General features: G+C 40.1%; 24 protein-coding genes and 1 other RNA gene. 24 read left to right on the top strand and 1 reads right to left on the bottom strand.

Going from position 1 to position 26,642, the window contains the following annotated elements:
• Positions 1-17: 17 nt before the first annotated feature.
• The 17 genes from AKG39_RS05045 (at position 18) to ppdK (ending at position 17,499) form a co-directional block, all read left to right on the top strand.
• Positions 18-1,313, top strand: coding sequence for a sensor histidine kinase (locus tag AKG39_RS05045; RefSeq protein ID WP_050739279.1), 1,296 nt, complete (start codon positions 18-20; stop codon positions 1,311-1,313).
• A gap of 153 nt (positions 1,314-1,466) precedes the next feature.
• Positions 1,467-1,931 carry a tRNA (cytidine(34)-2'-O)-methyltransferase gene (locus AKG39_RS05040; RefSeq protein ID WP_083439423.1) on the top strand — a complete coding sequence of 155 codons (465 nt, stop codon included), beginning with the start codon at positions 1,467-1,469 and terminating at the stop codon, positions 1,929-1,931.
• Positions 1,932-2,029: 98 nt separating this feature from the next.
• Positions 2,030-3,148, top strand: a complete 1,119-nt coding sequence (locus AKG39_RS05035) for a lysylphosphatidylglycerol synthase transmembrane domain-containing protein (RefSeq protein ID WP_050739277.1) — start codon at positions 2,030-2,032, stop codon at positions 3,146-3,148.
• 9 nt (positions 3,149-3,157) lie between these two features.
• Positions 3,158-4,003 carry a fumarate hydratase gene (locus AKG39_RS05030; protein WP_278277921.1) on the top strand — a complete coding sequence of 282 codons (846 nt, stop codon included), beginning with the start codon at positions 3,158-3,160 and terminating at the stop codon, positions 4,001-4,003.
• Between the two features lies 1 nt (position 4,004).
• Entirely contained in the window at positions 4,005-4,562 is a 558-nt protein-coding gene (locus tag AKG39_RS05025; RefSeq protein WP_050739276.1) for a Fe-S-containing hydro-lyase, read from the top strand.
• Positions 4,563-4,682: 120 nt separating this feature from the next.
• Positions 4,683-5,942, top strand: coding sequence for a pyridoxal phosphate-dependent aminotransferase (locus AKG39_RS05020; RefSeq protein WP_050739275.1), 1,260 nt, complete (start codon positions 4,683-4,685; stop codon positions 5,940-5,942).
• A 46-nt stretch (positions 5,943-5,988) separates the two neighbouring features.
• Positions 5,989-6,999 (top strand): LacI family DNA-binding transcriptional regulator, encoded by a 1,011-nt coding sequence (locus AKG39_RS05015; RefSeq protein WP_050739274.1) that lies wholly within the window; start codon positions 5,989-5,991, stop codon positions 6,997-6,999.
• A 20-nt stretch (positions 7,000-7,019) separates the two neighbouring features.
• A complete protein-coding gene (lplA, locus tag AKG39_RS05010; protein WP_050739273.1) occupies positions 7,020-8,006 on the top strand; it encodes a lipoate--protein ligase in 987 nt (328 codons plus the stop codon).
• Between the two features lie 29 nt (positions 8,007-8,035).
• Positions 8,036-9,205, top strand: coding sequence for a TraB/GumN family protein (locus tag AKG39_RS05005; protein WP_050739272.1), 1,170 nt, complete (start codon positions 8,036-8,038; stop codon positions 9,203-9,205).
• A gap of 170 nt (positions 9,206-9,375) precedes the next feature.
• On the top strand, positions 9,376-10,206 hold the full coding sequence (locus tag AKG39_RS05000) for a transporter substrate-binding domain-containing protein (RefSeq protein WP_050739271.1): 831 nt from the start codon (positions 9,376-9,378) through the stop codon (positions 10,204-10,206).
• A 116-nt stretch (positions 10,207-10,322) separates the two neighbouring features.
• The gene (locus AKG39_RS04995) at positions 10,323-10,985 is read left to right on the top strand and encodes an amino acid ABC transporter permease (RefSeq protein WP_050739270.1); all 663 of its coding nucleotides are present in this window, start codon (positions 10,323-10,325) and stop codon (positions 10,983-10,985) included.
• A gap of 10 nt (positions 10,986-10,995) precedes the next feature.
• Positions 10,996-11,754 carry an amino acid ABC transporter ATP-binding protein gene (locus tag AKG39_RS04990; RefSeq protein WP_278277920.1) on the top strand — a complete coding sequence of 253 codons (759 nt, stop codon included), beginning with the start codon at positions 10,996-10,998 and terminating at the stop codon, positions 11,752-11,754.
• A 107-nt stretch (positions 11,755-11,861) separates the two neighbouring features.
• A complete protein-coding gene (locus AKG39_RS04985; RefSeq protein ID WP_050739269.1) occupies positions 11,862-12,713 on the top strand; it encodes a histidinol-phosphatase in 852 nt (283 codons plus the stop codon).
• A 3-nt stretch (positions 12,714-12,716) separates the two neighbouring features.
• The gene (locus AKG39_RS04980; protein WP_050739268.1) at positions 12,717-13,286 is read left to right on the top strand and encodes a ComEA family DNA-binding protein; all 570 of its coding nucleotides are present in this window, start codon (positions 12,717-12,719) and stop codon (positions 13,284-13,286) included.
• A 128-nt stretch (positions 13,287-13,414) separates the two neighbouring features.
• Positions 13,415-14,053, top strand: coding sequence for a helix-turn-helix transcriptional regulator (locus tag AKG39_RS04975; protein ID WP_050739267.1), 639 nt, complete (start codon positions 13,415-13,417; stop codon positions 14,051-14,053).
• A gap of 15 nt (positions 14,054-14,068) precedes the next feature.
• Positions 14,069-14,872: a pyruvate, water dikinase regulatory protein gene (locus AKG39_RS04970; protein WP_050739266.1), complete on the top strand. Its 804-nt coding sequence runs from the start codon at positions 14,069-14,071 to the stop codon at positions 14,870-14,872.
• Between the two features lie 5 nt (positions 14,873-14,877).
• The gene (ppdK, locus tag AKG39_RS04965) at positions 14,878-17,499 is read left to right on the top strand and encodes a pyruvate, phosphate dikinase (protein ID WP_050739265.1); all 2,622 of its coding nucleotides are present in this window, start codon (positions 14,878-14,880) and stop codon (positions 17,497-17,499) included.
• Between the two features lie 91 nt (positions 17,500-17,590).
• Here the strand turns inward: ppdK and AKG39_RS04960 are convergent, their stop codons facing one another.
• Positions 17,591-17,860: a hypothetical protein gene (locus AKG39_RS04960; protein ID WP_050739264.1), complete on the bottom strand. Its 270-nt coding sequence runs from the start codon at positions 17,858-17,860 to the stop codon at positions 17,591-17,593.
• 226 nt (positions 17,861-18,086) lie between these two features.
• Between AKG39_RS04960 and dnaG the strand changes: the two genes are divergently transcribed.
• The 7 genes from dnaG to AKG39_RS04930 all read left to right on the top strand — a co-directional run bounded on the left by dnaG (position 18,087) and on the right by AKG39_RS04930 (position 26,568).
• Entirely contained in the window at positions 18,087-19,868 is a 1,782-nt protein-coding gene (gene dnaG / locus AKG39_RS19685) for a DNA primase (RefSeq protein ID WP_050739263.1), read from the top strand.
• Positions 19,869-21,011: an RNA polymerase sigma factor RpoD gene (rpoD, locus tag AKG39_RS19680; protein ID WP_423230033.1), complete on the top strand. Its 1,143-nt coding sequence runs from the start codon at positions 19,869-19,871 to the stop codon at positions 21,009-21,011.
• A 1-nt stretch (position 21,012) separates the two neighbouring features.
• A complete protein-coding gene (locus AKG39_RS04945; protein ID WP_242852557.1) occupies positions 21,013-21,708 on the top strand; it encodes a tRNA (adenine(22)-N(1))-methyltransferase in 696 nt (231 codons plus the stop codon).
• Positions 21,699-22,817: a Nif3-like dinuclear metal center hexameric protein gene (locus AKG39_RS04940; protein WP_050739262.1), complete on the top strand. Its 1,119-nt coding sequence runs from the start codon at positions 21,699-21,701 to the stop codon at positions 22,815-22,817. The genes AKG39_RS04945 and AKG39_RS04940 overlap by 10 nt, the downstream gene beginning before the upstream one ends.
• 47 nt (positions 22,818-22,864) lie before the next feature.
• Positions 22,865-23,204, top strand: an RNA gene (rnpB, locus tag AKG39_RS05125) — RNase P RNA component class A.
• 108 nt (positions 23,205-23,312) lie between these two features.
• The gene (locus tag AKG39_RS04935; RefSeq protein WP_050739261.1) at positions 23,313-25,160 is read left to right on the top strand and encodes a sigma-54-dependent Fis family transcriptional regulator; all 1,848 of its coding nucleotides are present in this window, start codon (positions 23,313-23,315) and stop codon (positions 25,158-25,160) included.
• Positions 25,161-25,353: 193 nt separating this feature from the next.
• On the top strand, positions 25,354-26,568 hold the full coding sequence (locus AKG39_RS04930; RefSeq protein ID WP_050739260.1) for a Tm-1-like ATP-binding domain-containing protein: 1,215 nt from the start codon (positions 25,354-25,356) through the stop codon (positions 26,566-26,568).
• Positions 26,569-26,642 lie beyond the last annotated feature (74 nt).

Genomic DNA, 26,642 nt, shown 5'->3' with positions numbered 1-26,642 from the left:
TTGGAGAATTAAGGCCCATGTTTAAAGAAATTAAACGAAAAATTACTCTGTTTAATACCATTATCCTCATTATTTTTATGTTCATGTTTATATTTCTTTTAGGTTTTCTTGTAAACTGGAGTCTTAATCTGTCTGGGGAAATTTATTTAACGAACGTTGCCAAAGAAATCATTCAAAAGAATAGCGATTCAGATGTAGGGTTTATTGGTCCCATTGATTCAGTTCACGATAAGTTCGGTTATCAATACATCCAATGGGATAGCAGTCATACGGTAAAGACCATGAAGGTGGAGGATCGAAATTTAGTCAAGTTGGGATATGAATTACTTATAGGGGAACAACCAGCCCAGGAATTCAGCGCGGTTTTTTCCGATAACCTTGAGTATCGGGTGTATACTGTGCCTTTTTCTAATAATGATAACGACTATGTTTTACAGGTTTTTCAGCAAGTATCCACAGAACGATCGATTATCACCAATGTTATTTCATTTTTATTGCTCATCGGAATTGGATCGATTCTGGTACTTATTCCCATCAGTTATTTTTTAGCTGGTAAGTCGCTTTTACCAATCAAGGAAACCTTTGAAAACCAAAAGAAATTTATTGCGGATGCTTCCCATGAATTAAGGACGCCGCTAACCGTCATTCAAACAAATATTGAAGTTTTAAAGCTAAAAGAAGATGAACAGATTAAAGACAATATGAAGTGGTTGAATAACATTGCCAGCGAAAGTGAAACCATGGCCAAACTTATTTCTGATCTGTTGCTTTTGGCACAGGCAGAAAACCAGCGCCTGGTTTTGGAAAAAGAAGTGTTTGATTTGTCCTCGATGTGCACCCTTCTTGTTGGGCTGATGGCGGAAATTGCTAATGAAAAAGGAATTGAATTAAGTGAAAATATTCTTCCCGGAGTTCAGTATCGTGGGGATGAAGAACGATTAAAACAGGCAGCCCGAATTTTATTGGACAATGCCATAAAATATACGCCAACCGGTGGAAAGGTTCAGTTATGTCTGAGCCAGGGTAAACGCAACCTTGTGATCGAGGTTAAGGATACCGGTATTGGATTAACTGAAGAGGAAAAAGCAAAGGTGTTCAGTCGTTTTTATCGAGTAGACGATGCCAGAAACAGAGAAACCGGTGGGGTTGGGCTGGGGCTGAACATTGCGGATTTTATTGTAAAGAAACACGGCGGAAAAATTAAAATTGAATCGGTTGCCAATAAAGGAAGTACTTTTTCGATTTTACTGCCACGGCCAAATCTTAAACAGGACACCAAAAAAAATAATCATAAAATAGATACTATTACATAGGCTTATTTTGTGAAAAAAGTTTAATAAGTTCAAGTACAAGTCTGCTTTTCAGAGAAACTGTTTTTCAGTGAAAATTCTTTGAAAAACAGCCGGGTAATTGAACTTTTTTCTGGATAAAAACAAATTTCAAATATGAACAATGAAAGGCTCATGATGAACATTGTATTATATCAACCGGAAATACCTCAAAACACCGGAAATATTTCAAGAACCTGTGCTTTAACGGAAACAAGCTTGCATTTGATAAAACCCCTGGGTTTTTCACTGGACGAAAAACATTTGAAACGGGCTGGTTTGGATTACTGGAATCTGTTGGATCTACATGTTTATGAGTCCTTCGAAGATTTTAAGGATAAAAACCCTGAGAGTCAGCTTTATTTATTAACAACAAAAGCGGAAAAATTTTATGATGCCATTGATTATGCACAGGATGCTTTTCTTATGTTCGGGAAGGAAACTGCCGGAATCCCCAGTGAAATACATGAATCTTATCCTGAAAACCGGTTTAGAATACCCATGAGAAATCACGTCGATGCCCGTTCCCTTAATCTCTCCAATGCGGTTAATATCGTTCTTTATGAAGCACTCAGACAACATGGCTTTCAGGGGCTGATTTAGTAATGTAATTTTATGAAAATTTTATGAAAACTTTATTACTTTGCCACAACAGTGTGGTATAATATCACTACTTATATAGTGGAAATGGGTTGGGTAGCATGGATAAGAAAGAAAAGAAAAAAAAGGAATATCTCATTAAATTTTTAAAGAAGTATTCCAATTATATCTTCTTTGTTATATTAATTAGTGCCACAGCTCTTGTTATTTTAACCCAGGTTGACCCGGAAACCTTCATTAATACTATCAAACAAACAAAGGTTGGTTTCTTACTTCTGGGCATCGGCTGTATTTTTATTTACTTTACACTGGAAGCTTATATGCTGTTAAAACTCATGAACCGGGAAAATCCAAATGAAAAACTTTCATTTGCCTGGACGTTAACCATTGTTGGACAGTATTATAATCTGATTACCCCCAGTGCCACTGGGGGGCAGCCACTTCAGTTATATGAGATGTCAAGAAAGGGCTATGGCTTTGGAGCAGGCACAGCGGTGCTTGTTCAAAAATATGCTTTGTATCAGGTAACGGTTACTTTTCTGGCAATAGCGGCAACCATATTTAGCATTACAACCCTCCACCATAATCTTGATGCCGGTAAATGGCTGATTGGTATTGGTCTTATCGTGAATATCGCAGGGGTCATTCTTATTTTTATTTTGGCCTTTAGTCCTAAGGCTGCCAAGGGAATTATGATTGGCTGTGTAAAACTTTTGCTGAAACTGCATATTTTTAAAAATGCTGAAAAATATTACAGTAAAGTAGACCATTTTATTGAAGAATATCAAATTGCGATTGAAGCGTTAAAAAGCCATAAAATGCAGACGTTTAGATTATTTTTAGTATCCATTGTGCAAATACTGGTTCTATATTCAGTTAATTATTGGGTCTATCGATCTTTGGGATTATACGAAACCAATGCGATCACCATTATTTCGCTTCAGGCCATTCTTTATGTGGCGATGGCATTTGTACCGACACCGGGAGCGTCCGGAGGAGCAGAGGCTGGGTTCTTATTAATATTTGGCCCTGTTTATGGACCGGGATATACGCCAATCGCCATGATTCTCTGGCGATTTATAACCTTCTACTTTATTATTTTGTTTGGTGGAATCTATTTATCTATTCATTCGATCAGAGTTGGCAAAGAGAAGGCAAAAGATATTGAAAAAGAAATTTCCGATCAGGCTAATTGCAGTGTAAACAATAGTAAAGAATAAGGAGAGAACTTGGGAAAAATAATTCATACTCAAACAATCATTGATACGGTAGCAGAAATGTGTATCAATGCAAATACTTTTTTGTCGGATGATATGCTCCGGGGAATTCAGATTGCAGAATCCAATGAAGAATCGGAAAATGGCAAAGAGATTTTTGAAACCATGTTGAAAAATTTTGACATGGCTGGGAAAAAGGGCATTCCGATCTGTCAGGATACCGGAATGGTTGTGATGTTTGTATCTTTTGGACAGGACTTGAACATTGAAGGCGGAAGCCTCGAAGAGGCACTTCAGGCTGGGGTTGCCAAGGGTTATAAAGACGGTTATCTTCGGAAATCAGTGGTTTTGGATCCTTTTAACAGGGAAAATACCAATGATAATACTCCGGCGGTTATTCACTATCAGGTGGTCCCCGGGGATGGGCTGAAAATCAAAGTCCTGCCAAAGGGCTTTGGCAGTGAAAATACCAGTGCGCTTAAAATGTTAAGACCCTCAGACGGTATGCCCGGAGTTATTAAATTTGTGGTGGATACCGTCGAAATTGGCAGTCCCAATGCCTGTGCACCCATCGTGGTTGGGGTAGGCGTTGGCGGAACCATGGAAAAGGCGGCACTTCTGGCAAAAGAAGCATTGACTCGGCCATTGGGAGATCATCACCCCAAGAACCACATTGAATCACTGGAAGAATATCTCCTTGAGGCGTGTAATGCCCTGGGAATCGGTCCTATGGGTTTAGGTGGATCCAATACCGTTTTAGGTGTGAATGTGGAGGTTTTTCCAACGCATATTGCAGGGTTACCAGTTGCGGTGAATATTTCCTGTTATGTAAACCGTCATATAGAAAGGGAGTTGTAAGATGGCAGTGATTAATCTAAACACACCCCTCTGTAAACAAGACCGCAGAGGACTGAAAGCAGGCGATCATGTCCGAATATCAGGAACCATTTATACCGCCAGAGATGCGGCTCATAAACGGATGATTGAAGGCTTGGAAAAAGGAATTCCTCTGCCAGTTGATTTTACCGATGAAATCATCTATTATATGGGTCCGTGTCCGGCCAAGCCGGGCGAGATCATTGGATCTGCAGGGCCGACAACCAGTGGCCGAATGGATATTTATACCCCCGAGCTTCTGGAAAATGGCCTGGGTGGCATGATTGGCAAGGGAAACCGCAGTGAGCGTGTTATCAACAGCATGATGGGCCATGATGGTGTGTATTTTGGCTGTGTCGGCGGAGCTGGAGCTTTGCTGCAAAGCTGTATAAAATCCGTGGAAATATTGGCATATGAGGATCTTGGAACCGAAGCCATCCGCAAACTTGAGGTGGAAAATTTCCCGGCGATTGTCGTTATTGACACGATGGGAAACAATTTATATGAGACAGAAAGAAAAAAATTCGCATATCATATTTAAATATGTAATTTTGAAATTGTGATGTGGTTTGGCGTTAATGACATCAACCATGCTAAAGCAAACGATTTTCTGTTTTAGGGATATGCAGTTAAATAATAATTAAATTAATAGGAGTGGAAAATGAAAAAGGCACAAATGGTTATTGAATCCTCAGCAAGAGAGGGTGGAACAGATCCGATTTTTAGAATTGCCGGAGCGGCAGAAAAGCGAACGAAAGAATATGGGGCAGATGCGGTGATTAATTCAACCATCGGAGCATTGATGGATGATAATGGCGATCTGGTAACCTTTAATGCAGTTTATGATACCCTCAAGGGATTACCAAATCATTTGATTGCAAATTATTCGGGGCTTTCAGGACAACCGGATTTTCTTGAAAAAGTCATCGAAGCTTGTTTTAAATCTTGTAAGCCTGAAGGCTATATCCGTTCTGTTGCAACACCAGGCGGCACCGGAGCTGTAAGACATGCTTTTTATAATTATACTGAATTTGGTGATACCATTCTGCTCACCGATTGGTATTGGGCACCTTATAAAACCATTGCCCATGAATGCCGACGAGAGGTCACAACCTTTCCGATGTACAATGAAAAAGGGACTTTTAATATCGAAGGATTCAAAAAAAGCGTGCTTGAACTTTTGGATCAACAAAAGAGAGTCCTGGCGGTATTAAATACCCCGGCTCATAATCCCACCGGTTACACGATTTCGGATGATGAATGGAAAGAAATCGTTGCATTTGTAGCGAAAACCGCGAATGACCAACCGGACTCTAAAATCATTTTACTCGTGGATTTGGCCTATATTGACTTTGCCGGCGAAGGCGAAGATGCCAGAAACTTTATGACGCTGCTCAGTGGATTGCCCCATAATGTTCTAACCTTGTATGCTTTTAGCGCATCAAAGAGTTACACGATGTATGGTCTAAGGAATGGTGCCATCATTTGTGTCGCCCCAACTCAGGATATTGCCGATGAATTTGTCAATACCTGTACCTTTTCCAATCGCGGCAATTGGTCGAACGGGACCCGGGGAGCGATGGAAACCATCACAAAAATATTCAGCACGGAAGAACTTTATCATCAGGCCATGGCGGAACAAAGCTTTTACAAGAGCATTCTGAAAGCTCGGGCTAAAGCTTTTGTGGAAGAAGCCAATGCCATTGATTTGAAATTGGTGACCTATTGCGATGGATTTTTTATCAGTATTCCCTGTAAAGATCCTAAAGCGGTTAGTACTCTGCTAATGGAAAAAAACATGTTCATTGTTGCACTCGGAAAAGGTCTTCGTTTTGCACCCTGTGCTGTATCTGAAGAAAAATGCCGCCGATCTCCCGCACTTATATTACAAGCCATCAAAGAAATAGAGGATTGCGTTTAAACGCCCCCGTTTTTCTTTGAACAAATAAAATTTGAGAGGTTTCAAAATGAAAGTTAAAATCGTAGATGTTGCTAAAGAAGCCAATGTTTCGGTAGCCACTGTTTCACGAGTTGTGAACAATATCCCGCTAGTGAATGAAGAAACAAGAGAACGTGTTCTGGCAGCTATCAAGAGAACCGGATACAAGCCGAACGCCATTGCCAGAAGTCTTAAAATTCAAAGAACCAATACCATTGGAATTATGATTCCGGATATCACAAATCCTTACTATACTGAAATTGTTCGCGGAGCTGAGGATGTTTGTGGTATTTATAACTATAATATTATTCTCACAAATACTGATTTCGATCCTGAAAAGGAAAGAAAAGCGCTGAACGTGTTAATCGAAAAACAATGTGATGGTATTATCTATGTTGGCAAGGATCTCAGTGAAGAAATGCAAAAAGAGCTCATCGATGCTCCCAGCGAAGTTGTTTTGGGATGTATTCCAGATAATAGCGGTTTTTTAAGCGGCGTTTTGATTAATAATGAACTGGCAGCCTACGAATTGGCAATTGAAATTCTAAAAATGGGTCATCGTAAATTTTTGCTCTTCTTTGATGAAGTTGAAGAAGGTTATATTTCACAGGAACGAAAGAAAGGTTTTCTCAAGGCATTTAAAGAACAAAACGTAGAGTTTGATGCGTCGCGAACTTTATACGGAAAGCTTGGCCTGACCGGTGGTTACCATATGATGGAACAAGCCATTAATTCTGGGATCGACTTTACCTGTGTGTTCTGTTTCAATGATCAGATTGCTCTTGGCGCCATTCGTTATGCTGAGGAGCAGGGAAAAAAAATCCCCGCCGATATTAGCATTTGCGGTTTTAACAACTTTTGGATAGCAGAGTGGACAAGACCTCAGATAACTACAGTCGCTCAGCCGATGTATGATATTGGTGCTATTGCAACACGAATGCTCATTAAGATGTGCGGAAAAGAAGAGCAGGCAGTTAAAAATGTTTTTGTGCCTCATGAAGTTATTATTCGTGGCTCAGTGGCGCCCATAGAATCCTAGAAAGAAATAAAGGAATTCCGATGAAATATATCGACCAAAAAGAAACTGATCCACGAATTAACCTTGCTTTTGAAGAATATGTTTTTAACCAGATGGATAAAAACGAAAGCTATTTTTTGCTGTGGCAAAATGACAATGCGGTTATTGTTGGAAAACATCAGAATACCATTGAAGAAGTGAATCAGGAATATGTTAAGACCAATGATATTAAGGTGGTTCGCCGGCTCTCGGGTGGCGGTGCGGTTTATCATGATCTTGGCAATCTCAATTTCACATTTATTGTTAATGATAACGGGAAGCAGCCCTTTGATTTTAAATCGTTTACTCAGCCCCTGGTGGATGCGCTAAAGTCCCTTGGGGTTAATGCAGAGTTCAATAGTCGCAATGATATTGCCATTGACGGTAAAAAGTTTTCGGGAAATTCCCAGTATGCGAAGCACGGAAGAATTCTTCACCACGGAACCATCCTATTTGATTCAAAATTGTCAACCATTCAAAGTGCTTTAAAGGTCAAAAAGGATAAAATTGAATCCAAGGGAATTAAGTCGATAAAAAGTCGGGTTACCAATATTTCTGAATATTTGGATCAGGATTATTCTTTGGCAGATTTTAAAAAAGCATTGTTGGCATTTATGTTTAAGGATGAAGATCTTCAGGAAATTTTTCTCAATGAGAAAGACTTGGCGGCCATTGAAAAACTTAAAAATGAAAAATACGATACCTGGGAATGGAACTACGGACGATCTCCGGTTTATAATCTGAGAAAAGAACGCAAATGCGACTTTGGTCTGATTACCATTCTGCTCCAAGTTGACAAAGGGATTATTAAAGAAATAAGTTTCTTTGGAGATTATTTTGGAAACGGGGAAATACAGGAGTTGGAGGCATTGTTTGTGGGAATAAAACCCAATGAAGAATCCTTGATTCCGCTACTAAAAGAAATCGAACTGGAATATTATATTAATGGACTGGATTCGAAAACATTGATTGATTTAATCCTTTATTAAGTTTGGGATTAGAACAGAAAGGATGCCCTTTGGAATCTAGTAACATTACCCGACTTCGGTACAAAGACAAAGAGATTATTCTCATTGGAACCGCACATGTTTCAAAAAACAGTGTGGACGAGGTCAGAGAAACAATAAAAAACGAACAGCCGGATTCAGTTTGTATCGAACTTGACGCCCAACGATTTGAATCAATTAGTCAAAAGGATAAATGGTCGAATACCGATCTTGTACAAATCATTAAAAGTAAACGAGCAGGATTTCTATTCGCGAATATTTTGCTTTCAAACTATCAAAGAAAATTAGCCGAACAATTCGGCATCGAATCGGGACAGGAGATGATGGAGGGAATTGCCTGTGCCAAGGAGTATGGTGCAGAATTGGTGCTGGCAGACCGCAGCATCCAGATTACCTTTAATCGGATTTGGCGAGGGTGCAGTCTATGGGAAAAGGCAAAGCTTGTTTTTTCCATTCTACTCAGTGTGGTTGATGATGAAGAGATTACCGAAGAAGATTTGGAAAATTTAAAATCTGAAGATATGCTTGGAGCCGCCTTATCAGAAATGGGTTCAGCTTTTAAAGGGGTTAAGCGGTATCTAGTGGATGAGCGGGATCAATATCTGGCTTACAAGATTAAAAACGCACCCGGGGATAAGATTGTAGCTGTTCTTGGGGCTGCTCATATTCCAGGCATCAAAGAAGAGCTTTATAAAGACCAGGACATTGAAAAGCTGGAAGTCATTCCGCCAAAATCAAAGGTTGGCAAAGTTGTTGGTTGGATCATTCCAATATCGATTGTTGTGCTGATTTTAGCAACCTTTATTGCCAACCCCAGTTCGGGTTGGGAACAGGCCAAAACCTGGATCCTCTGGACCGGTGTTCTGGCAGCTTTGGGAACGCTTCTTGCCGGTGGACATATTCTTTCCGCGCTGACCGCTTTTGTTGCAGCCCCTATTACCACGCTGCATCCATTACTGGCAGCGGGATGGTTTGCCGGGATGACAGAGGCCCATTTTCGGAAACCAAAGGTCGAGGATTTTGAATCACTGCCCAAGGATCTGGGCAGCTTAAAAGGACTCTGGCACAATAAGGTGACGAAGATACTCATGGTTGTTGTTTTCGCAAATCTTGGCAGTTCGCTGGGAACCTGGCTGGGCGGCCTAAATGTTATCGGCATTTTTGTTCAAACATTTTCATAGGCTTTGAAATGACAATTCCAACAAGTGATTAGCATGATTATTGATGCATAAAAACGCATTTAATGTAATATTTATAAAAAAAAACCAGGGTAGCATTTCAAAAAAACTTGTTAATCGATGTAAAATAATATATAATACATGCAAATTAGGAATTTGAAAAGGAGAAGATAATGAAAAGAAAACTTTTAGGTTTATCCTTGGCAATGATGATGCTTTTAGCACTCGTCCTTACCGGATGTTCTTCCGGAGGCCAGACTGCAGAGGAAGATCCTTTGGCAGATGGTGTAATAAGTATTGGCGTAGATGACACATATTTACCGATGGAATTTAGAAATGATCAAAATGAACTGATTGGTTTTGACATTGATTTTGCAAATGCTCTGGCAGCAGAACTAGGCGTAACAACAGAATTCCAAACCGTTTCCTGGGATGGTATTTTCAATGGTCTCAATGCAAAGCAATATGATGTCATTGTTTCCAGTACCAGTATTACACCGGATCGTCAAAAGGCATTTAGTATGTCCGATCCATATGTAGCGAATGGTATTGTTATTGTTTCCAGAAAAGATGCAACCCCAGTTGTAACATTTGACCAACTTGAAGGAAAAACATTGGGCGCACAAATTGAAACAACTGCTGACATTGCAGCTGAAAAGCTAAAAGCTGATCAGGGTGTTAATGTTGAGATCAAGAAATTTGACGGCATGTTAGATGCCTTTGCCGCACTTCAAGGCAAACAAATCGACAATGTTATTACCGATATCGGTGTTGCCATGTATTATGTGGCTCAAAATCCAGATCTTTATATTGTCAGTTCAGATGTGTTAACCAATGAACCTATTGGTGTTACCGCACGTTTGGCTGATACCGGACTGACCGATACATTAAATACCGCCATTAAAACACTACAGGACAATGGCACATTAACAGAAATTTCAATGAAATGGTTTGGAAAAGATATGTCAACTGACATTGATACCAATCTTGTCGTTATTGAATAGACTGGTTTTAAGAAAAACTGAATAGCATAACCGAATAGGACTTGGAACAGATGCTGTGACAAGTCCTGTTCATCTGTTTATAGGAACAACTATTTTATGACGAAGGGAAGATCAATGTGTTAAACGAAATCCAATTACAGGCAATTTTAGCGGGTACCATTGTAACACTGCAAATTGCTATTGTTGCTATTATCTTTGGTGCGATTTTTGGTGTGATTATTGCACTGGGAAGAATCTCCAAAAATAAAGTGGCCAATAGTCTCTCATGGTTTTATATTTGGTTCTTTAGAGGAACCCCATTATTGCTTCAATTATTTATTATTTACTATGCAATTCCCATTATTTATCTTGATTCAACGGGAATGACTTTTACTATTGATCCAATGCTATGTGCATATGTTGCTTTTTCTTTGAATGCAGCTGCATATCTGGCTGAAATTATTCGTGCTGCAATTGAATCCATCGATGGTGGACAAATGGAAGCTGCGAAGGCTTTGGGAATGAGCTATCGTCAGGCAATGACAAAAATAATTATTCCCCAAACCTTTAAACGATTGGTTGCACCAATGGGTAATGAACTTATTTTGCTTCTCAAGGATACCTCTTTGGTATCAACCATTGCTCTTTTTGATTTACTGAGAACCGTTAAAACCATGGCAAGTGCCACGGGAAGCTGGGTTTACTACATTTACGCAGCAGCGATTTATCTATTCCTGACAACCATTATTCAGGTGGTCTTTGATAAAACGGAAAAGAAGCTTGGAGTATACGAAAGATAGAGGTATTGATATGAGTATGGTAAAATTAGTAGATGTCCGAAAATCTTTTGGTGACAACGAAGTTCTTAAGGGCATAAACCTGGAGATAGAATCCGGTGAAGTTGTGTGTATAATCGGGGCCAGCGGCTCTGGAAAAAGCACAATGCTGCGTTGTCTGAATCATTTGGAGCGCATTACCGATGGTGAAGTATATATACAAGGAGAACTCACTGACAAACGTGAAAAGAATAAAGATTTAATGAAAATCGACCCGGTAAAGGTACAGGCTTTATGTGCAGAACTGGGGATGGTTTTTCAAAACTTTAACTTATTTCCCCATTTAACAGTAATTCAAAATATTACTGTAGCTCCTACCATTGTCAAAAAAGTTGATAAAGCTGTCATTGAAAAAACAGCCTTGGACCTGTTGGAAATGGTTGGATTGTCTGACAAAAAGGATGAATATCCTTCACGACTTTCAGGCGGGCAACAGCAACGCGTCGCCATTGCCCGGGCTTTGGCAATGGAACCGATGATCATGATGTTTGATGAACCAACTTCCGCACTTGACCCTGAACTGGTTGGTGAAGTTCTGGCAACCATGCGCAAACTGGCTGAAGAAGGCATGACGATGATCATTGTTACTCATGAAATCGGCTTTGCAAGAGAGGTAGCAGATCGAGTCATCTTTATGGATGAAGGCGTAATCTGTGAACAGGGAACCCCTGAAGAAGTTCTGCTCAATCCAAAAGAAGAAAGAACAAAGATATTTTTGAATAAAATACTATAAAAGAATAAATGCAAATAAAAAAATTGTCTTTAAGGCAATTTTTTTATTTGCGTTTTTGACTGAAAACATGATACAATTTACATACGTTAGCTTATGGAGGTAAATCAATGATCCGTTCAAACTATCACATACATTCAAACTATTGCGATGGAAAAAACAGTTTAGAAGATATGGTTCTGGCTGGAATTAATGCAGGTTTTATTAGTATGGGTTTGTCCAGCCATATGTCTTTACCGTTTAAGAATGATTGGACAATGAAAGAAGACGATCTCGAAAAATATTTATTTGAACTTTCCTATCTAAAAAAAAAATATGCCTCATTCATTGAACTTTATTACGGCCTTGAAATAGATTATTTCCTCGATCGAAAAGATATAAGCATATTTTCCAAAAAAAATATGCTGAAACTTGACTACACAATTATGTCAATTCACAGCATCGGTTCCACATTTTCTGATAAGGTTTCATACATCGATGAATCGCAAGATGACTTTTTAAGAGCAATTAGAAAATTCTATGATAATAGTCCAAAAAAATTTATCCAAAATTATTATGACGGTATTGCCAATATGGTGATTACATTTAAGCCGGATATTTTGGGCCATTTGGATCTGATTAAAAAATACAATCAGAGCAACGCTATCTTTGATGATCAGGAAAAATGGTACCGAAAGTCAGTAATTGAGTGCCTTGAGGTGGTGAAAGAGTCTGGAATAATGGTTGAGATAAATACCGGAGCCAATCTACGTGTTCCGGGTGTTGGCCGTTACCCCTCTGATTGGATCATTCCTGAGCTTTTTAAACGAAAAATCCCCATCACCGTGAGCGGAGATAGCCATTCCATAGAAGGAATTTCGTATGATTTCGAGGAAACAGAAGCATTTTTAATGGATTGTGGGTATAAAGAATATGGAATGCTTATAAAAGGCCAGTGGGAAATGCAGCCTTTAGGAAAATAAGTCATGGATAAAATTGATAAAAATAAGCTGATCTATCTGTTGGGCGTTATGGCTGTTTTAGGGCTGTTTTGGGGTTGGTATCATTTAAGTCAGTCCAATGAAACAAAACTCTCGGTTTCAGGAGCTGAAGCAGTCAAATCAGAGGATGATACCGTCTCTGAAGAAAAAATTATTGTTTATATTACCGGTGCAATAAAAAATCCGGGAATCGTTGAATTAACCGGGGAGGCGCGATTGGCTGAAGCTGTGGAAGCAACCGGAGGACTCTTGAATACGGCTGATCTTGAGGCAATTAATCTTGCCAGGAAGCTCAAGGATGAGGAGAAGATCCATATTCCGATAATAGGTGAAACCAAAGAAACAAGTAGCATAAACGACAGCGGCTTGGTTAACATTAATACTGCCGATTTGGAAGAATTAAAAAGTCTTCCCGGGGTTGGTGATGTTATTGCTCAGGGTATTATTGATTACCGAGAAAAAAATGGCAATTTTACACAGTTGGAAGAGTTGAAAAATGTAACTCGGATTGGTGATAAAGTTTTTGAGGGGCTTTCTCAATTAATTATCATATGAAACTGTTTACATCCCAGAAGCTTTGATAAAAAAATATCAATTTAACAAAAATATGATTTTAATTGTTTACATTTCTGCGATATGTGCTATACTTAATCCAGTTTAATACACATTTAAGGGGGTTGTAAATGAAATTATCTGATCGACAAAATGAAATTATTGAGTTAGTTAAAAAATCTCAACCCATTAAAAGCAATGACATTGCTGAAATCCTGAATGTGAATCGAGCTACCATTCGTCCAGACCTGAAAATTCTTAGTATGATGGGAATTCTTGAGGCAAAACGTAAGGTTGGATATTTTCATACGGGTCGGTCATTGCTGCATATATTAGGTAGTTACATCAAGACCATCAGTGTGATGGAAATTCAAACAGAGCCCACCGTTGTTGAGGAAACCACATCTATTTATGATGGGATTATTACCATGTTTACAAAAAATGCAGGAACTTTATATGTGGTTGATGGCAAATATCTTTCAGGAATTGTTTCGCGCAAAGATTTTATTAAAGCCATGATTGGACGAAAGGAAGTTGAATCTCTTCCCCTTCCCCTGATTATGACGCGAATGCCGAATATCATCTATCTTGAGCCAAGTGACACCGTTTATGATGCTGCTTTTAAAACCATGGAATATGAGGTTGAGTCATTACCGATTGTTAGCAAGGAACTCGATGACAAGGGAAATGAACGATTGGTGCTCATTGGAAAAGTATCCCGCACAAATATTACCCGCTATGTTGTCAACATGGGAAAAAGTAAGGAATAATTGAGGAACATTTTCATGAAATCATTAGTAATTTTTGTCGTTTCTGATTCACTCAGCGAGATCGGTGAATTATTGGTAAAAGCTGGAAAAAGCTGTTTTGAACGCTCAATTAAAGAGGTGCGATTCCATCCTTTTGTTGACGATAAACCAAGTATTGATTCGTTGCTTGATCTTGCCCAGCAAGAAAATGGATTGGTGGTCTATACCATTAACTCCTCGGAGTTAAGATACTACATCGACACAGAATCAAAACGCCGCGGCATTCCAACTTATAATGTGATGGGATCGCTGGTCGAAACCCTGCGAAACCTCACCGGAGAAGAACCAAAGCATGATTTAAAGATGGAGTCCAAGCTGGATGCCCACTATTTTAAAAAAATTGAGGCCATTGAGTTTGCGGTGAAATACGATGATGGCAAGAACACATCAAATCTCGACAAAGCAGATATTATCTTAATTGGTGCATCCCGAACATCTAAAACACCAATAAGCATTTATCTGGCAAATAACAACTATAAGGTTGCAAATATTCCACTGATGCCTGAGGTTGAACCACCCCAGGAATTATTTAAAATATCCAATAGGAAGATTTTCGGTCTCATATTGGACCCGTATCACCTTGTGAACATTCGATCCGAGCGATTAAAAGCAATGGGTCTCACCGGGGAATCAAATTATGGAAGTTACGAAAGAGTCATTATGGAGTTGACAAAAGCACAGGAGCTTTTCGATAAATTAGGATGTACAGTCATTGATGTAACATCAAAAGCAATTGAAGAAATTGCAGCAATTATTCTTGCAAATATAATGAGGAGGTAGTCTATATGTCAAACAAATGGGTTTATTTATTTAAAGAAGGCAATGCAGGCATGAAGGCATTGTTAGGTGGAAAAGGTGCGAATCTCGCAGAGATGAGTAATATTGGCTTGCCAGTACCCCAGGGGTTCACGGTAACAACGGAAGCGTGTACAGAATACTACAATCAAAATATGAAGCTATCTGATGAAATTAGAACTCAAATTGATGAAAGTCTAAAAATCATTGAATCGCAAACTGAAAAGCAATTTGGAAACAAAGAAAATCCGCTGCTTGTTTCTGTCCGTTCCGGCGCCAAGTTTTCCATGCCAGGTATGATGGATACCATCCTTAACCTGGGTCTTAACGATGAAACCGTTGCCGGCATTGCAAAAATCACTAATAATGAACGTTTTGCTTTTGACAGCTATCGCCGTTTTATTCAAATGTTTGGTGATGTTGTTCAGGAAATTAGTAAGGAAAAATTTGATCGTGTTTTAGATGATGCCAAAGAAGCGAATGCTTACCAGGATGACACTCAGCTTACGGCGGAGGACCTTAAAAAAATTGTTGTTGCTTACAAAAAAATTATTAAGGATGAAACCGGAAAAGATTTTCCAATGGATCCCAAAGAGCAGTTATTGATGGCCATTGAAGCGGTATTCAGATCATGGAATAATAATCGTGCCATTAGTTATCGAAATATGAATGATATTCCTCATGATATTGGAACGGCTGTTAACGTTCAATCCATGGTTTATGGAAATATGGGCGATGATAGTGGAACCGGTGTTGCCTTTACGCGAAACCCAGCCACCGGAGAAAACAAACTCTACGGGGAGTTTTTAATTAATGCCCAGGGCGAGGATGTTGTAGCAGGAATTCGGACGCCAAAAGACATTAATGATCTGAAAGATATTATGCCTGATATTTATCAGCAATTTCATGATACTGCTAACTTACTTGAAAACCATTATAAAGATATGCAGGATATTGAGTTTACCATCGAAAAGGGAAAATTATATATGCTTCAAACGCGCACCGGAAAAAGAACGGCTGCTGCGGCTCTTTGTGCGGCAACCGAGATGGTGGAAGAGGGCCTTATTACCAAAGAAGAAGCAATATTACGATTGGATCCTGTTTCTCTGGATCAATTACTTCATCCTACGTTTGAAACCGCTGCGCTAGCCGCGGCCGAACTTTTAGCAACCGGTCTGCCAGCTTCTCCAGGAGCGGCCACCGGAAAAGTATACTTTACGGCTGAATCCGTTTGTACCGCCGTTGCCAATGGGGAAGAAACCATCCTCGTTCGAAAAGAAACCTCTCCTGAAGATATAGAAGGCATGTACGCCGCTAATGGCATTTTAACGGCTCGGGGGGGAATGACCTCTCATGCAGCTGTTGTTGCCCGGGGCATGGGTAAATGTTGTGTTGCCGGATGTGAAAGCATTAAGGTTGATGAAGCCTCAAGACAATTTATCGTCGGCGGAATGGTGTTTAAAGAAGGAGATTATATTTCTTTGAATGGCAGTACCGGCAAGGTATATAAGGGCAGCATAAAAACCATGACCCCCGAACTTTCTGGCCATTTTGGTGAAATTATGGCTTGGGCAGATGAGTACAGAACCCTCAATGTCAGGACTAATGCTGATACCCCAAGAGATGCAGAAGTTGCCGTGCGCTTTGGCGCAGAAGGTATCGGTCTATGCCGCACCGAGCATATGTTCTTTGATGAAGTCAGAATTCCCATCGTCCGACGCATGATTCTGGCAAGTACTAAGGCACAACGAGAAGAAGCTCTGGCAAAGATATTGCCGATGCAGAAGAAAGATTTCATTGGCATTTACAAAGCCATGGAAGGTCGACCGGTTACCGTACGTTTACTTGATCCGCCACTCCATGAATTTTTACCAACCGAAGAAAAAGATATCGCAGCTCTGGCAACGGATATAGGAATTACCAATGACGATATGATTGCCGTGATCAGTGGCTTGAAAGAGTTTAATCCCATGCTTGGTCATCGTGGCTGTCGTTTGGCCATTACTTATCCGGAAATTGCAGAAATGCAGACCAGAGCCATTATGGAAGCTGCTATTGAAGCCAAGGAAGCCTATGGTTTTGATGTGGTTCCTGAAATTATGATTCCCCTTATTGGGATTAAAGAAGAATTAACCTATCTGGATGAGGTTGTTCGAAAGATCGCCGAACAAGTCAAGGCCGAAAAAAAATCTGATATAAAATATCTGGTTGGCACCATGATGGAAATTCCTCGGGCAACCCTGATTGCCGATCAGATTGCCGAAACAGCCGAATTTTTCTCTTTTGGAACCAATGACCTGACTCAGATGACCTATGGTTTCTCACGGGATGACGCCGGTAAATTTATCACCGACTACAAGGAAAAAGGCATTCTTAAAAATGATCCATTCGAAAGCATCGATATTGAAGGTGTCGGCAAATTGGTGGAAACAGGTGTAACCCTGGGTCGTCAAACAAAGCCAGACTTGAAAGTTGGTGTTTGCGGAGAACACGGCGGAGACCCAAAATCAATTTACTTTTTTCATAAGGTAGGTCTGGATTATGTTTCCTGTTCACCATTTAGAGTACCAATCGCCCGTTTGGCAGCAGCCCAGGCAGCGCTTGGCAAATAAAAACTGAAATTTAAGAGACATAGAATTAATTCTATGTCTCTTAATTAACGCATTAAAAAAGCCACCCCATGGGGTGGCTAAATTTATGTGTTTAAGTTAGAATTTTATCGCATGGTTGTGGAGAAGGATGTTTCGCTACGAAACCTTCAATATCATCGTCAACATTGTGTATTTTCAAGGTCATTTTATCAAGGTCCAAATCGAAATCTAAAGTACAATCAGCTTTTAAATCCTCTAAAACATCGGCCATATCAGCACCATCACCAACTTCACTGATCGAAATAATTGCAACTCCCTCGTTATTGTATTTGGCAGTTTTAATTTTTTCTTTCAATAATGTAATAATTTCTTGTTTTACCATAGGACACCTCTTTCTGAAAATTTTATAGACTTGTTTAAATAATTATACTCCCCTAAAATGCTTTTGTCCACCGAAATCATGAGTTTGAAAGTATGTAGGTATGATTTCTGATATAGTTTTAAGAAAAGTATAATATAAAAAGGAGTTTATCTTTTTAATGAGAATAGAATTAGTGAGGAGCTATCCAGCGGGGATAGCTCTGCTACTCTAAAATAAGGAAAAATAAATGGCAGCATATTATTCGGAAGAAGTAATTCAAGAAGTGGTGGAAGCCAATGACGTTGTGGAAGTCATTGCAGATTATATGACACTAAAACGAGTAGGAAGTTCTTTTAAAGGGAAATGTCCTTTTCATAACGAAAAAACAGCATCTTTTACTGTGTCCAGAGAGAAACAATTGTATCATTGCTTTGGTTGCGGAGTCGGGGGAAATGTCATTACCTTTATAATGGAAATGGAAAAACTTTCTTTTATAGATGCCCTTAAATTTTTGAGCACTCGTGGGAATGTTATTTTGCCGGAAAAAAACAATGAGATTGAGGATCGACAGATTTATGAAAAAAAACAACGCCTTTATGATTTGCACAGAGAAGGTGCGAACTACTATTTTAAATGTTTGAGTAGTAGTGGAAAAGCATTAAATTATCTTAAAAAACGTGGTATTAGTACGGAAACGATTAAAATCTTTGGTTTGGGGTACTCAAATGAGAACTGGGATAGTCTATTGACTTATCTAAAAACCAAGGGCTTTACTATGGACGAAATGGTATCATCTGGTTTGGTAATGCAAAGTGAAAATAAACGATATTATGATCGATTCAGGAATCGTTTGATGTTTCCGATTTTGAACCCGAGAAATCAGATTGTCGGGTTTGGCGGACGTATTATGGAGGCTGATGATAATGGACCCAAATATTTAAATTCACCGGAAACAGCCATTTTCTCAAAGAGTTATGAGTTGTTTAATTTGAATCGAAGTAAAAATCACCTGGGAAATAACCAATTATTAATCGTTGAAGGTTATATGGATGTGATTTCCCTATATGAAAAAGGAATAATGAATACGGTGGCATCTTTGGGGACTGCATTCACATTATTCCATGCAAAAATTCTGGAGCGATATGCCAGTGAGGTTATTATAGCTTTTGATGGGGACAGTGCCGGAGCGGCGGCAACAGAAAAAGCAATGAATATCTTGAAAAAAAGCAATTTAAATGTTAAAATACTTATCTTGCCTCAAAATGAAGATCCGGATTCATATATTCAGAAGAATGGCACGGAAGATTTTAATATGGCAATTTCCAAAGCCTGGACAATTGTCGAATATCAGCTGGATTTATTAAAAAAATCACATGATCTCACACAAACCGATGGACGAATTCATTTTGGCAATCAAGCCATAAACATTTTAAAAGAGCTCGAAACTTCAGTGGAGGTTGATTATTACAGCAAGTTAGTTGCTAATGATACCGGAATTAATGCAGCAACCATTCGACGCGAGGTTATTCGTTCAAAAAATAATCAGGAAAAATCCATACCAACGGTGGTGGATTTTGGGAAGACAAAATTAATGAGTCAAAAAATTCCAAAAGCCTATGAAAAGGCCCAGGAATTAGCCATTCGACATTGTTTGAAATCACCTGAAATGATAACAGAGTTTCCCGTGGATTATTTAACCAATGAATTTTTTCATCATTTATTAACAGTAATCTCTGAAGAAGTTAGAAAAAATGGGGTATTGGACACCACTCATTTAATGAATCATTTCGAGGATTCAGAGGAGGTCCAAAAAATAGTTGAACTGGTGATGAACGAAGAGGAAGTATCCCGTCTTGATTATCAGGATGCGCTTGATATTATGAAACGTTTTTATAAAGAAGCTCAGATTGAAGAGCTTTCAGAACAAATAAAAAAAGAAACCAACAATGGAAATGAAAAAGAAGTTGCCAGGCTTACTAACCAATTAATTGGAATAAAGAAAATGATGAAGGAAAACAGGAGGCACTAAATGGGAAAAAATGCAGTGAAAGTCATAATAGATGTTGACGACGATGGTGTTGAAGTAGAAAAAATATCAATTGAACAAATGCCTGAAGTCCAGGTGCTTTTAAAACGCGGAAAAACAAAAGGGAACCTGAATAATCATGATTTCGAGGAATGTCTGGAAAAGGTAGATCTTGATCCGGAAGAAATAGACTCCATTTATGTTTACCTCCAAAAGGAAGGCATTGAAGTTGCCTTTACTGATCTTGAACTTGAAGCCATTGAGGCAGCAGAGCTTGAGGAAGAAAACCGTAAGGAAATAGAATTGGCAGATTCGGTCAGTGTCAATGACCCGGTGCGTCTTTACCTGAAAGAAATCGGAAAGGTTCCACTGCTTACCGGGGATGAAGAAATGATATTGGCCCGAAGAATGGAAGCAGGGGATGACAGTGCTAAAAAGGAACTGGCAGAAGCTAACCTCCGTTTGGTTGTTAGTATTGCCAAACGTTATGTTGGCCGCGGCATGTCATTTTTGGATTTAATTCAAGAAGGAAATCTGGGTCTTATTAAAGCGGTTGAAAAATTTGATTATACCAAAGGATTTAAATTCAGTACCTATGCCACTTGGTGGATACGTCAGGCTATCACGAGAGCCATTGCTGATCAGGCCCGAACCATTCGGATTCCAGTGCATATGGTTGAAACCATTAACAAATTAATTCGGGTTTCGCGTCAGCTACTCCAAGAATATGGACGGGAACCAACCCCGGCTGAAATTGGTAAGGAAATGGGATTTACTGAAGAAAAAGTCAGAGAAATCCAAAAAATTGCCCAGGATCCGGTTTCTTTGGAAACACCTATTGGGGAAGAAGAGGATAGTCATCTTGGCGATTTTATTCCCGATGAGGATGCTCCGGCACCAGCTGAAGCTGCTTCTTATGCTTTATTAAAAGAACAACTCATTGAGGTTCTCAACACATTGACCGAGCGTGAGGAAAAGGTGCTGCGATTGCGTTTTGGCCTTGATGATGGCCGCGCCCGTACACTGGAGGAAGTTGGAAAAGAATTCAACGTTACCCGGGAACGGATCAGACAGATTGAAGCGAAAGCGTTGCGAAAACTGAGACATCCCAGTCGCAGTAAAAAACTAAAGGATTATTTAACCTAAAATGCCTATGGAATTAAACCCACGATTACGGGTTATTGCCGGCTGTGTTACCGATGTGAAAACAATGGCGGACATTGGCACCGACCATGGTTACTTGCCGGTGGCACTTATTGAAAAAGGAAAATTGGTAAGTGCCATTGCCTGTGATGTCAATGAAAAACCCCTGGAAAAAGCAAAAAAAATCATTGAAGACTATGGTTTTGATAGCAGCATTGAGACCCGACTTGGTTCGGGTCTTTCTGTGCTTAAACCTGAAGAAGCTGAGGCCATTGTGATCGCTGGCATGGGCGGTCTTCTGATTCGGGATCTGCTTGAAGCAGAACCGGAGGTTGCGGCTGCAGCTAAGAAACTGGTGCTTCAGCCGATGAATAATCAGGCGGTGGTTCGTCGATATCTGGAAACCAATGGTTTTAAAATTATTCATGAAGATTTGGCCCGGGAAGGTGATCGTATTTATGAAATCATCGTGGCTCAAAAAGGCGTGATGATTGTGGAAGACCATCTGGATTATGAACTGGGATACCGGGCAACCCAAACAAAACATCCGCTGCTGGAGGCTCACATCAATCGCAAGATTCGATTTGAAGAGAAAATATTGGATCATACCAGGGGAAAGACAACCGCTATTGCGCGGAAACAATTTACAGAAAGTCAAGCGTATATTAAGCGGTTGAATGAGGTAAAAAAATGTCTGTGAAACTCAGTGAAGTGATTAAAGTGATTGAGGTAATAGCCCCTAAAGCATTGGCAGAAGTCTGGGACAATGTCGGCCTGCAGATGGGCTCCTATCAACAGCCGGTAAAACGTATCCTGCTAACATTGGATGTGACACCTTCGGTTATCGAAGAGGCAGTGAATGAAAAAGCAGATCTCATTATTGCTCACCACCCTTTTATTTTCAAAGGACTAAAAACCCTTTCACAGGATAATGAAAAGGGACGATTGATCGCAAAGCTTATAAAAAATAACATTGCCCTTTATGTGGCTCATACTAACCTCGATAAAGCAGAAGCGGGGCTCAATGATTTTCTGGCCAGAAAGCTGGGCCTTACGTCCATTCGGACCCTGGACCCATCAAACCCCGAAATCTTTTATAAAGTAGTGGTTTATGTTCCGATTGATATGACGGAAAAAATCATTGAGGTGTTTGGGAAAAACGGTGCCGGCGCGATTGGACGCTATGATTTTTGTACCTTCCATGCTTCAGGGGTTGGCACCTTTCGTCCCCTTTTGGGATCAGATCCCTTTATTGGTCAAATCGACAGCATTGAAAAGGTAATGGAAGATCGGGTTGAAGCGATTGTTCCCGGCGGCTTATTAAAAAATCTAATCAATCAATTAAAAAAGAACCATCCTTATGAAGAAATGGCCTATGATGTCTACCCCCTTGAAAACGGCCGGCTATTGAATCAAAATGGTTTGGGGAAAATTGGACTGCTCAAAGAAGCCATGCCTGCCGCTGACTTTTGTCTTTATGTAAAGAATAAACTGAAGCTTTCATTTCTCAGAGGCGGGGGAATTCCTCCGGGGACTGTTCGGCGGGTCGCACTTTGTTCAGGGGCTGGGGCGGATATGATCGGTATTGCCAAATCCCAGCGAGCGGATGTTTTAATCACCGGAGATTTAAAACATCATGATGCCCAACGAGCGGCGGAAAGTAATTTCTGGGTATTGGATGCCGGCCATTTTGGAACGGAAAAATGTGTCACAGAATGTCTTAAGGAAATTATTATGGCCGGTTTAGGCGATGGTTCACCGGAATTAATAACTGCAAAAGCTTTAAAAGATTATATTTCTATTTATTAAGGTCTTTTGATTGCAAAAAAGCAAAGAATAAGGTAAAATATTATGGTTTAGTAAATCAGATAGTCGCACCCGGGTTATACCGGTTGAGGAAAGTCCGAGCTCCACAGAGCATGGTGCCGGGTAACGCCCGGTGGAGGCAACTTTAAGGCAAGTGCAACAGAAAGTATACCGCCAGCAATGGTAAGGATGAAAGGGTGAGGTAAGAGCTCACCAGTGGTGTGGTGACACATCAGCTATGTAAACCCCACCTGGAGCAAGACCAAGAACGGATTTTAAAAGACGGCTGCTCGTCGTTATCCTAAGGTAGGTCGCTAGAATTTATTGGTAACAATAAATCGAGATAGATGACTATTTAAACAGAACTCGGCTTATAGATTTAGTAAACCATTATTTTGTATCAAAGCATTACAGATTCGTCTGTGATGCTTTTTTGCGTTTTATGGATTTTGAATGTATAATACGATTAATAGTATTTCTTAAAGCGGGAGTAAAATCATGAAAAAAAGAGAAGCCATTGAGAAGATGATTAAGAATAGTCTGAAGATGAACAAGCCGCTGATTGGGGTTGCGGTGGGCTCCGGGCTTTTTGCAAAACAGGCCATTAAGGGCGGTGCGGATTTTTTGCTGGCTCTGAGCGCTGGGCGGTTTCGATCTGCAGGTATTCCTTCGATTGGTTGTATGATGCCGTTTGGCAATAGCAATGACATGGTTTTTGATTTTTCAGATCGAGAAATTCTTCCCAGGCTAAAAGACAAGGCCGTCATTTGCGGGATCTGTGCCACGGACCCGAATTACACCCATGAAGAATTACTGCAAAAAGTATTGAGATCGGGCTTTAGTGGGGTTAATAATTTTCCCACCATCGGACTCATAGATGGGCAATTTCGGGAATGGCTGGAAGAATCCGGTCTTGGTTATCAGCAGGAAGTTGACTTTATGCAAAAGGCCGTGGAGGCTAATCTGTTTACCATTGCATTTGTCTTTAATGAGGAACAGGCCCGGGCCATGGCAAAGGTGGGGGTTGATGTGATCTGTGCCCATTTTGGCTGGACCCGGGGAGGGGAAAAAGCCGGGAAGGTTTTTTCAACCATCAATGAGTGTCTGGAAATGGCCGAATTGATATTTACCGCAGTCGATCAAATCAATGCTAAAATATTTAAAATGATTTACGGAGGTCCTATTAACACCCCTGAGGATGCCTACTTTTTTTATAAAAATACTCAGACCATCGGTTATATCGGTGGCTCAAGCTTTGAGCGGATTCCCACGGAATTGGCGATCTTAGAAACCACGGATAAATTTAAAAACTATTATAAACTCAAACAGGAAAACAAACATTTGAAGAAAGAACTTTTGAAGAAGCGGGGCTTTGATGAAATTGTGGGTCAGAGTCTGTTAATGCAGAATATGTATGAATTGATTAATAAGGTGGCAGACAAGGATGTGAATGTACTCGTCCAGGGCGAAAGTGGCACCGGCAAAGAACTGGTGGTAAAAGCACTGCATTCTAACAGCAAACGCTATCTTGGGCCTTTGATTAAAGTAAATTGCGCAGCCTTACCACCGAATCTTCTGGAAAGCGAACTTTTTGGTCATGAAAAAGGGGCGTTTACCGGGGCGGACAAACGGCGACTGGGTAAATTTGAACTTGCAAATCATGGAACTTTATTTTTGGATGAAATTGGCGAAATGGATCTCGACCTCCAGGCCAAAGTTTTGCGCATTATTCAGCAACGGGAATTTGAACGGGTAGGCGGAGAAAAAACGATTTTTGTGGATGTTCGCATCGTTTGTGCCACGAATGTTGACTTGAAAGAGGCAGTGGAAAAAAATCTGTTCAGGGAGGATCTTTACTACCGATTAAATGTGGTCGATATTAACACCCCACCCCTTCGGAACCATCCAGAGGATATCCCATTACTCTGTAATCGTTTTTTAGAAGAATTCAAAATTAAGTATCAGCTGGAAGAAAAACGTTTGGCACCGGAAACCATGGCTTTTTTAATGGAATATGCCTGGCCGGGAAATGTCCGCCAACTTAAGCATATTTTAGAACGAGCGGTTATATTAAGTGACGGTGACTATATCAGACGGGATGACATTCCCATTGGAATCCTGGCAGCTTCAAAGAATCAAGATATGGGCTTGTTATCAGAACGTGAAGTACCCAGGATTTTAGCCACAAGTAAAAGTCAACTAGAAAGCAACTATATTTCAGAAATCCTTAAGGAGTGTCACTGGAATCGAACGGAAACAGCAAAGAAAATCGGAATTTCAAGACGAACCCTGTATAATAAAATTGCAAAATACGAATTAGAACCGGAACCTAAAACCTTGGTTTAATAATATCGGGCAAATAATTCCCAACAGTGTATCTATTGGGAATTATTTGCCCGTTTCTCATATATGTGGGCAAAAAATTATACAGTACTTATTTTAAAATGGGATTAAACCTTTATTTTCATTGATTTGTTTATTGGCTCAATTCTTGCATATATAATATAGGACAGACTAAAATCCAAAGGGGGATCGTTAAATGAAAAATGTTATTGTTGTTGGTACCTTTGATACAAAGGGCCATGAGTTTAAGTTCATCAAAGATCTTATTGAAAAACAGGGGTTAACAACTACGACTGTGAATTGCGGTGTGATTGGTGAGCCTTTGTTTGAACCGGACATTTCCAGCGAAAAGGTTGCCAGCGCCGGGGGTTCAACTTTGGCAGAGCTTAACCAAAAACATGATCGGGGTTTGGGCATTGATGTGATGATGTCCGGAGCTGGAAAAATTGTTAAGGACTTGTTTGATGAAGGCAAGGTTGATGGCGTGATAAGCCTTGGCGGATCGGCAGGAACAACCATCGGGACCTATGTCATGAGAAAACTCCCAGTGGGTGTGCCGAAAATCATGGTTTCAACGGTCGCCTCTGGAGATACCCGTCCCTATGTTGGCGAAAAAGATATTACCATGATGTATTCGGTAGTAGATATTTCTGGCATTAACAGCATTTCGAATCATATTCTGGCCAATGCAGCCAATGGGATTGCCGGAATGGTCAGCTTTGAAGTTCCTGAATTGAAGGAAGAAAAAACACTGCTGGCAGCAAGTATGTTTGGTGTAACCACCCCCTGTGTGACCATGGCCAGAGAATATTTAGAAAACAAGGGTTATGAAGTTTTGGTATTCCATGCTACCGGAGCAGGTGGCATGGCAATGGAAAGCCTGATTGAAGCGGGCTTTATAAAAGGCGTTTTGGATGCGACAACCACAGAATGGTGTGATGAAGTCGCCGGCGGCGTATTTTCGGCCGGCCCCACCCGTTTGGAAGCGGCTGCAAAAGCTGGGATTCCCCAGGTTGTTTCGGTGGGAGCCCTTGATATGGTTAACTTTGGTGCCATTGATACAGTTCCGGAAAAATATAAAAACAGAAATCTATATAAACATAATGCCAGTGTGACACTCATGCGTACCACGGTTGAAGAATGTTCAGAAATGGGAAAAATAATTGCCGGTAAATTAAATATGGCAACGGGTCCCGTGGCCCTGTTTATTCCCCTAAAAGGCGTTTCTGCCATTGATGTGGAAGGGGCACCCTTCTATGGCCCTGAAGAGGATGCGGAATTATTCAAACAATTAAGAGAAAATATCGAGGATCACGTTGAACTCATTGAATCCGATACAGATATCAATAACGAAGCCTTTGCCCTGGCAATGGCCAAAAAATTAATTTCAATGATGGAAGCCCAGAAATAAGCGGCAGTTTCAAAAATTTATAGAATCAAACAATGGTTGCTTTGACGTCAGTTTTCACAACCAGAAGAAATCGC

The organism is Acetobacterium bakii, assembly GCF_001263355.1.
In the GTDB taxonomy this organism is placed as follows: domain Bacteria; phylum Bacillota; class Clostridia; order Eubacteriales; family Eubacteriaceae; genus Acetobacterium; species Acetobacterium bakii.
Note: the sequence above shows the minus strand (reverse complement) of the source record. Positions and strands in the feature narration are given on the sequence as shown.

Bases quoted from the DNA above. Each gene is read 5' to 3' on its own strand.
- AKG39_RS04960 (WP_050739264.1), bottom strand. From the start codon at position 17,860: ATGGTAAAACAAGAAATTATTACATTATTGAAAGAAAAAATTAAAACT.
- AKG39_RS04980 (WP_050739268.1), top strand. From the start codon at position 12,717: ATGGATAAAATTGATAAAAATAAGCTGATCTATCTGTTGGGCGTTATG.
- AKG39_RS04945 (WP_242852557.1), top strand. From the start codon at position 21,013: ATGCCTATGGAATTAAACCCACGATTACGGGTTATTGCCGGCTGTGTT.
- dnaG (WP_050739263.1), top strand. From the start codon at position 18,087: ATGGCAGCATATTATTCGGAAGAAGTAATTCAAGAAGTGGTGGAAGCC.
- AKG39_RS04935 (WP_050739261.1), top strand. From the start codon at position 23,313: ATGAAAAAAAGAGAAGCCATTGAGAAGATGATTAAGAATAGTCTGAAG.
- AKG39_RS04940 (WP_050739262.1), top strand. From the start codon at position 21,699: ATGTCTGTGAAACTCAGTGAAGTGATTAAAGTGATTGAGGTAATAGCC.
- AKG39_RS05045 (WP_050739279.1), top strand. From the start codon at position 18: ATGTTTAAAGAAATTAAACGAAAAATTACTCTGTTTAATACCATTATC.
- AKG39_RS05015 (WP_050739274.1), top strand. From the start codon at position 5,989: ATGAAAGTTAAAATCGTAGATGTTGCTAAAGAAGCCAATGTTTCGGTA.
- AKG39_RS05020 (WP_050739275.1), top strand. From the start codon at position 4,683: ATGAAAAAGGCACAAATGGTTATTGAATCCTCAGCAAGAGAGGGTGGA.
- AKG39_RS05025 (WP_050739276.1), top strand. From the start codon at position 4,005: ATGGCAGTGATTAATCTAAACACACCCCTCTGTAAACAAGACCGCAGA.
- AKG39_RS04985 (WP_050739269.1), top strand. From the start codon at position 11,862: ATGATCCGTTCAAACTATCACATACATTCAAACTATTGCGATGGAAAA.
- AKG39_RS05035 (WP_050739277.1), top strand. From the start codon at position 2,030: ATGGATAAGAAAGAAAAGAAAAAAAAGGAATATCTCATTAAATTTTTA.
- AKG39_RS05000 (WP_050739271.1), top strand. From the start codon at position 9,376: ATGAAAAGAAAACTTTTAGGTTTATCCTTGGCAATGATGATGCTTTTA.
- AKG39_RS04970 (WP_050739266.1), top strand. From the start codon at position 14,069: ATGAAATCATTAGTAATTTTTGTCGTTTCTGATTCACTCAGCGAGATC.
- AKG39_RS04930 (WP_050739260.1), top strand. From the start codon at position 25,354: ATGAAAAATGTTATTGTTGTTGGTACCTTTGATACAAAGGGCCATGAG.
- AKG39_RS04990 (WP_278277920.1), top strand. From the start codon at position 10,996: ATGAGTATGGTAAAATTAGTAGATGTCCGAAAATCTTTTGGTGACAAC.
- rpoD (WP_423230033.1), top strand. From the start codon at position 19,869: ATGGGAAAAAATGCAGTGAAAGTCATAATAGATGTTGACGACGATGGT.
- lplA (WP_050739273.1), top strand. From the start codon at position 7,020: ATGAAATATATCGACCAAAAAGAAACTGATCCACGAATTAACCTTGCT.
- ppdK (WP_050739265.1), top strand. From the start codon at position 14,878: ATGTCAAACAAATGGGTTTATTTATTTAAAGAAGGCAATGCAGGCATG.
- AKG39_RS04975 (WP_050739267.1), top strand. From the start codon at position 13,415: ATGAAATTATCTGATCGACAAAATGAAATTATTGAGTTAGTTAAAAAA.
- AKG39_RS05040 (WP_083439423.1), top strand. From the start codon at position 1,467: ATGAACATTGTATTATATCAACCGGAAATACCTCAAAACACCGGAAAT.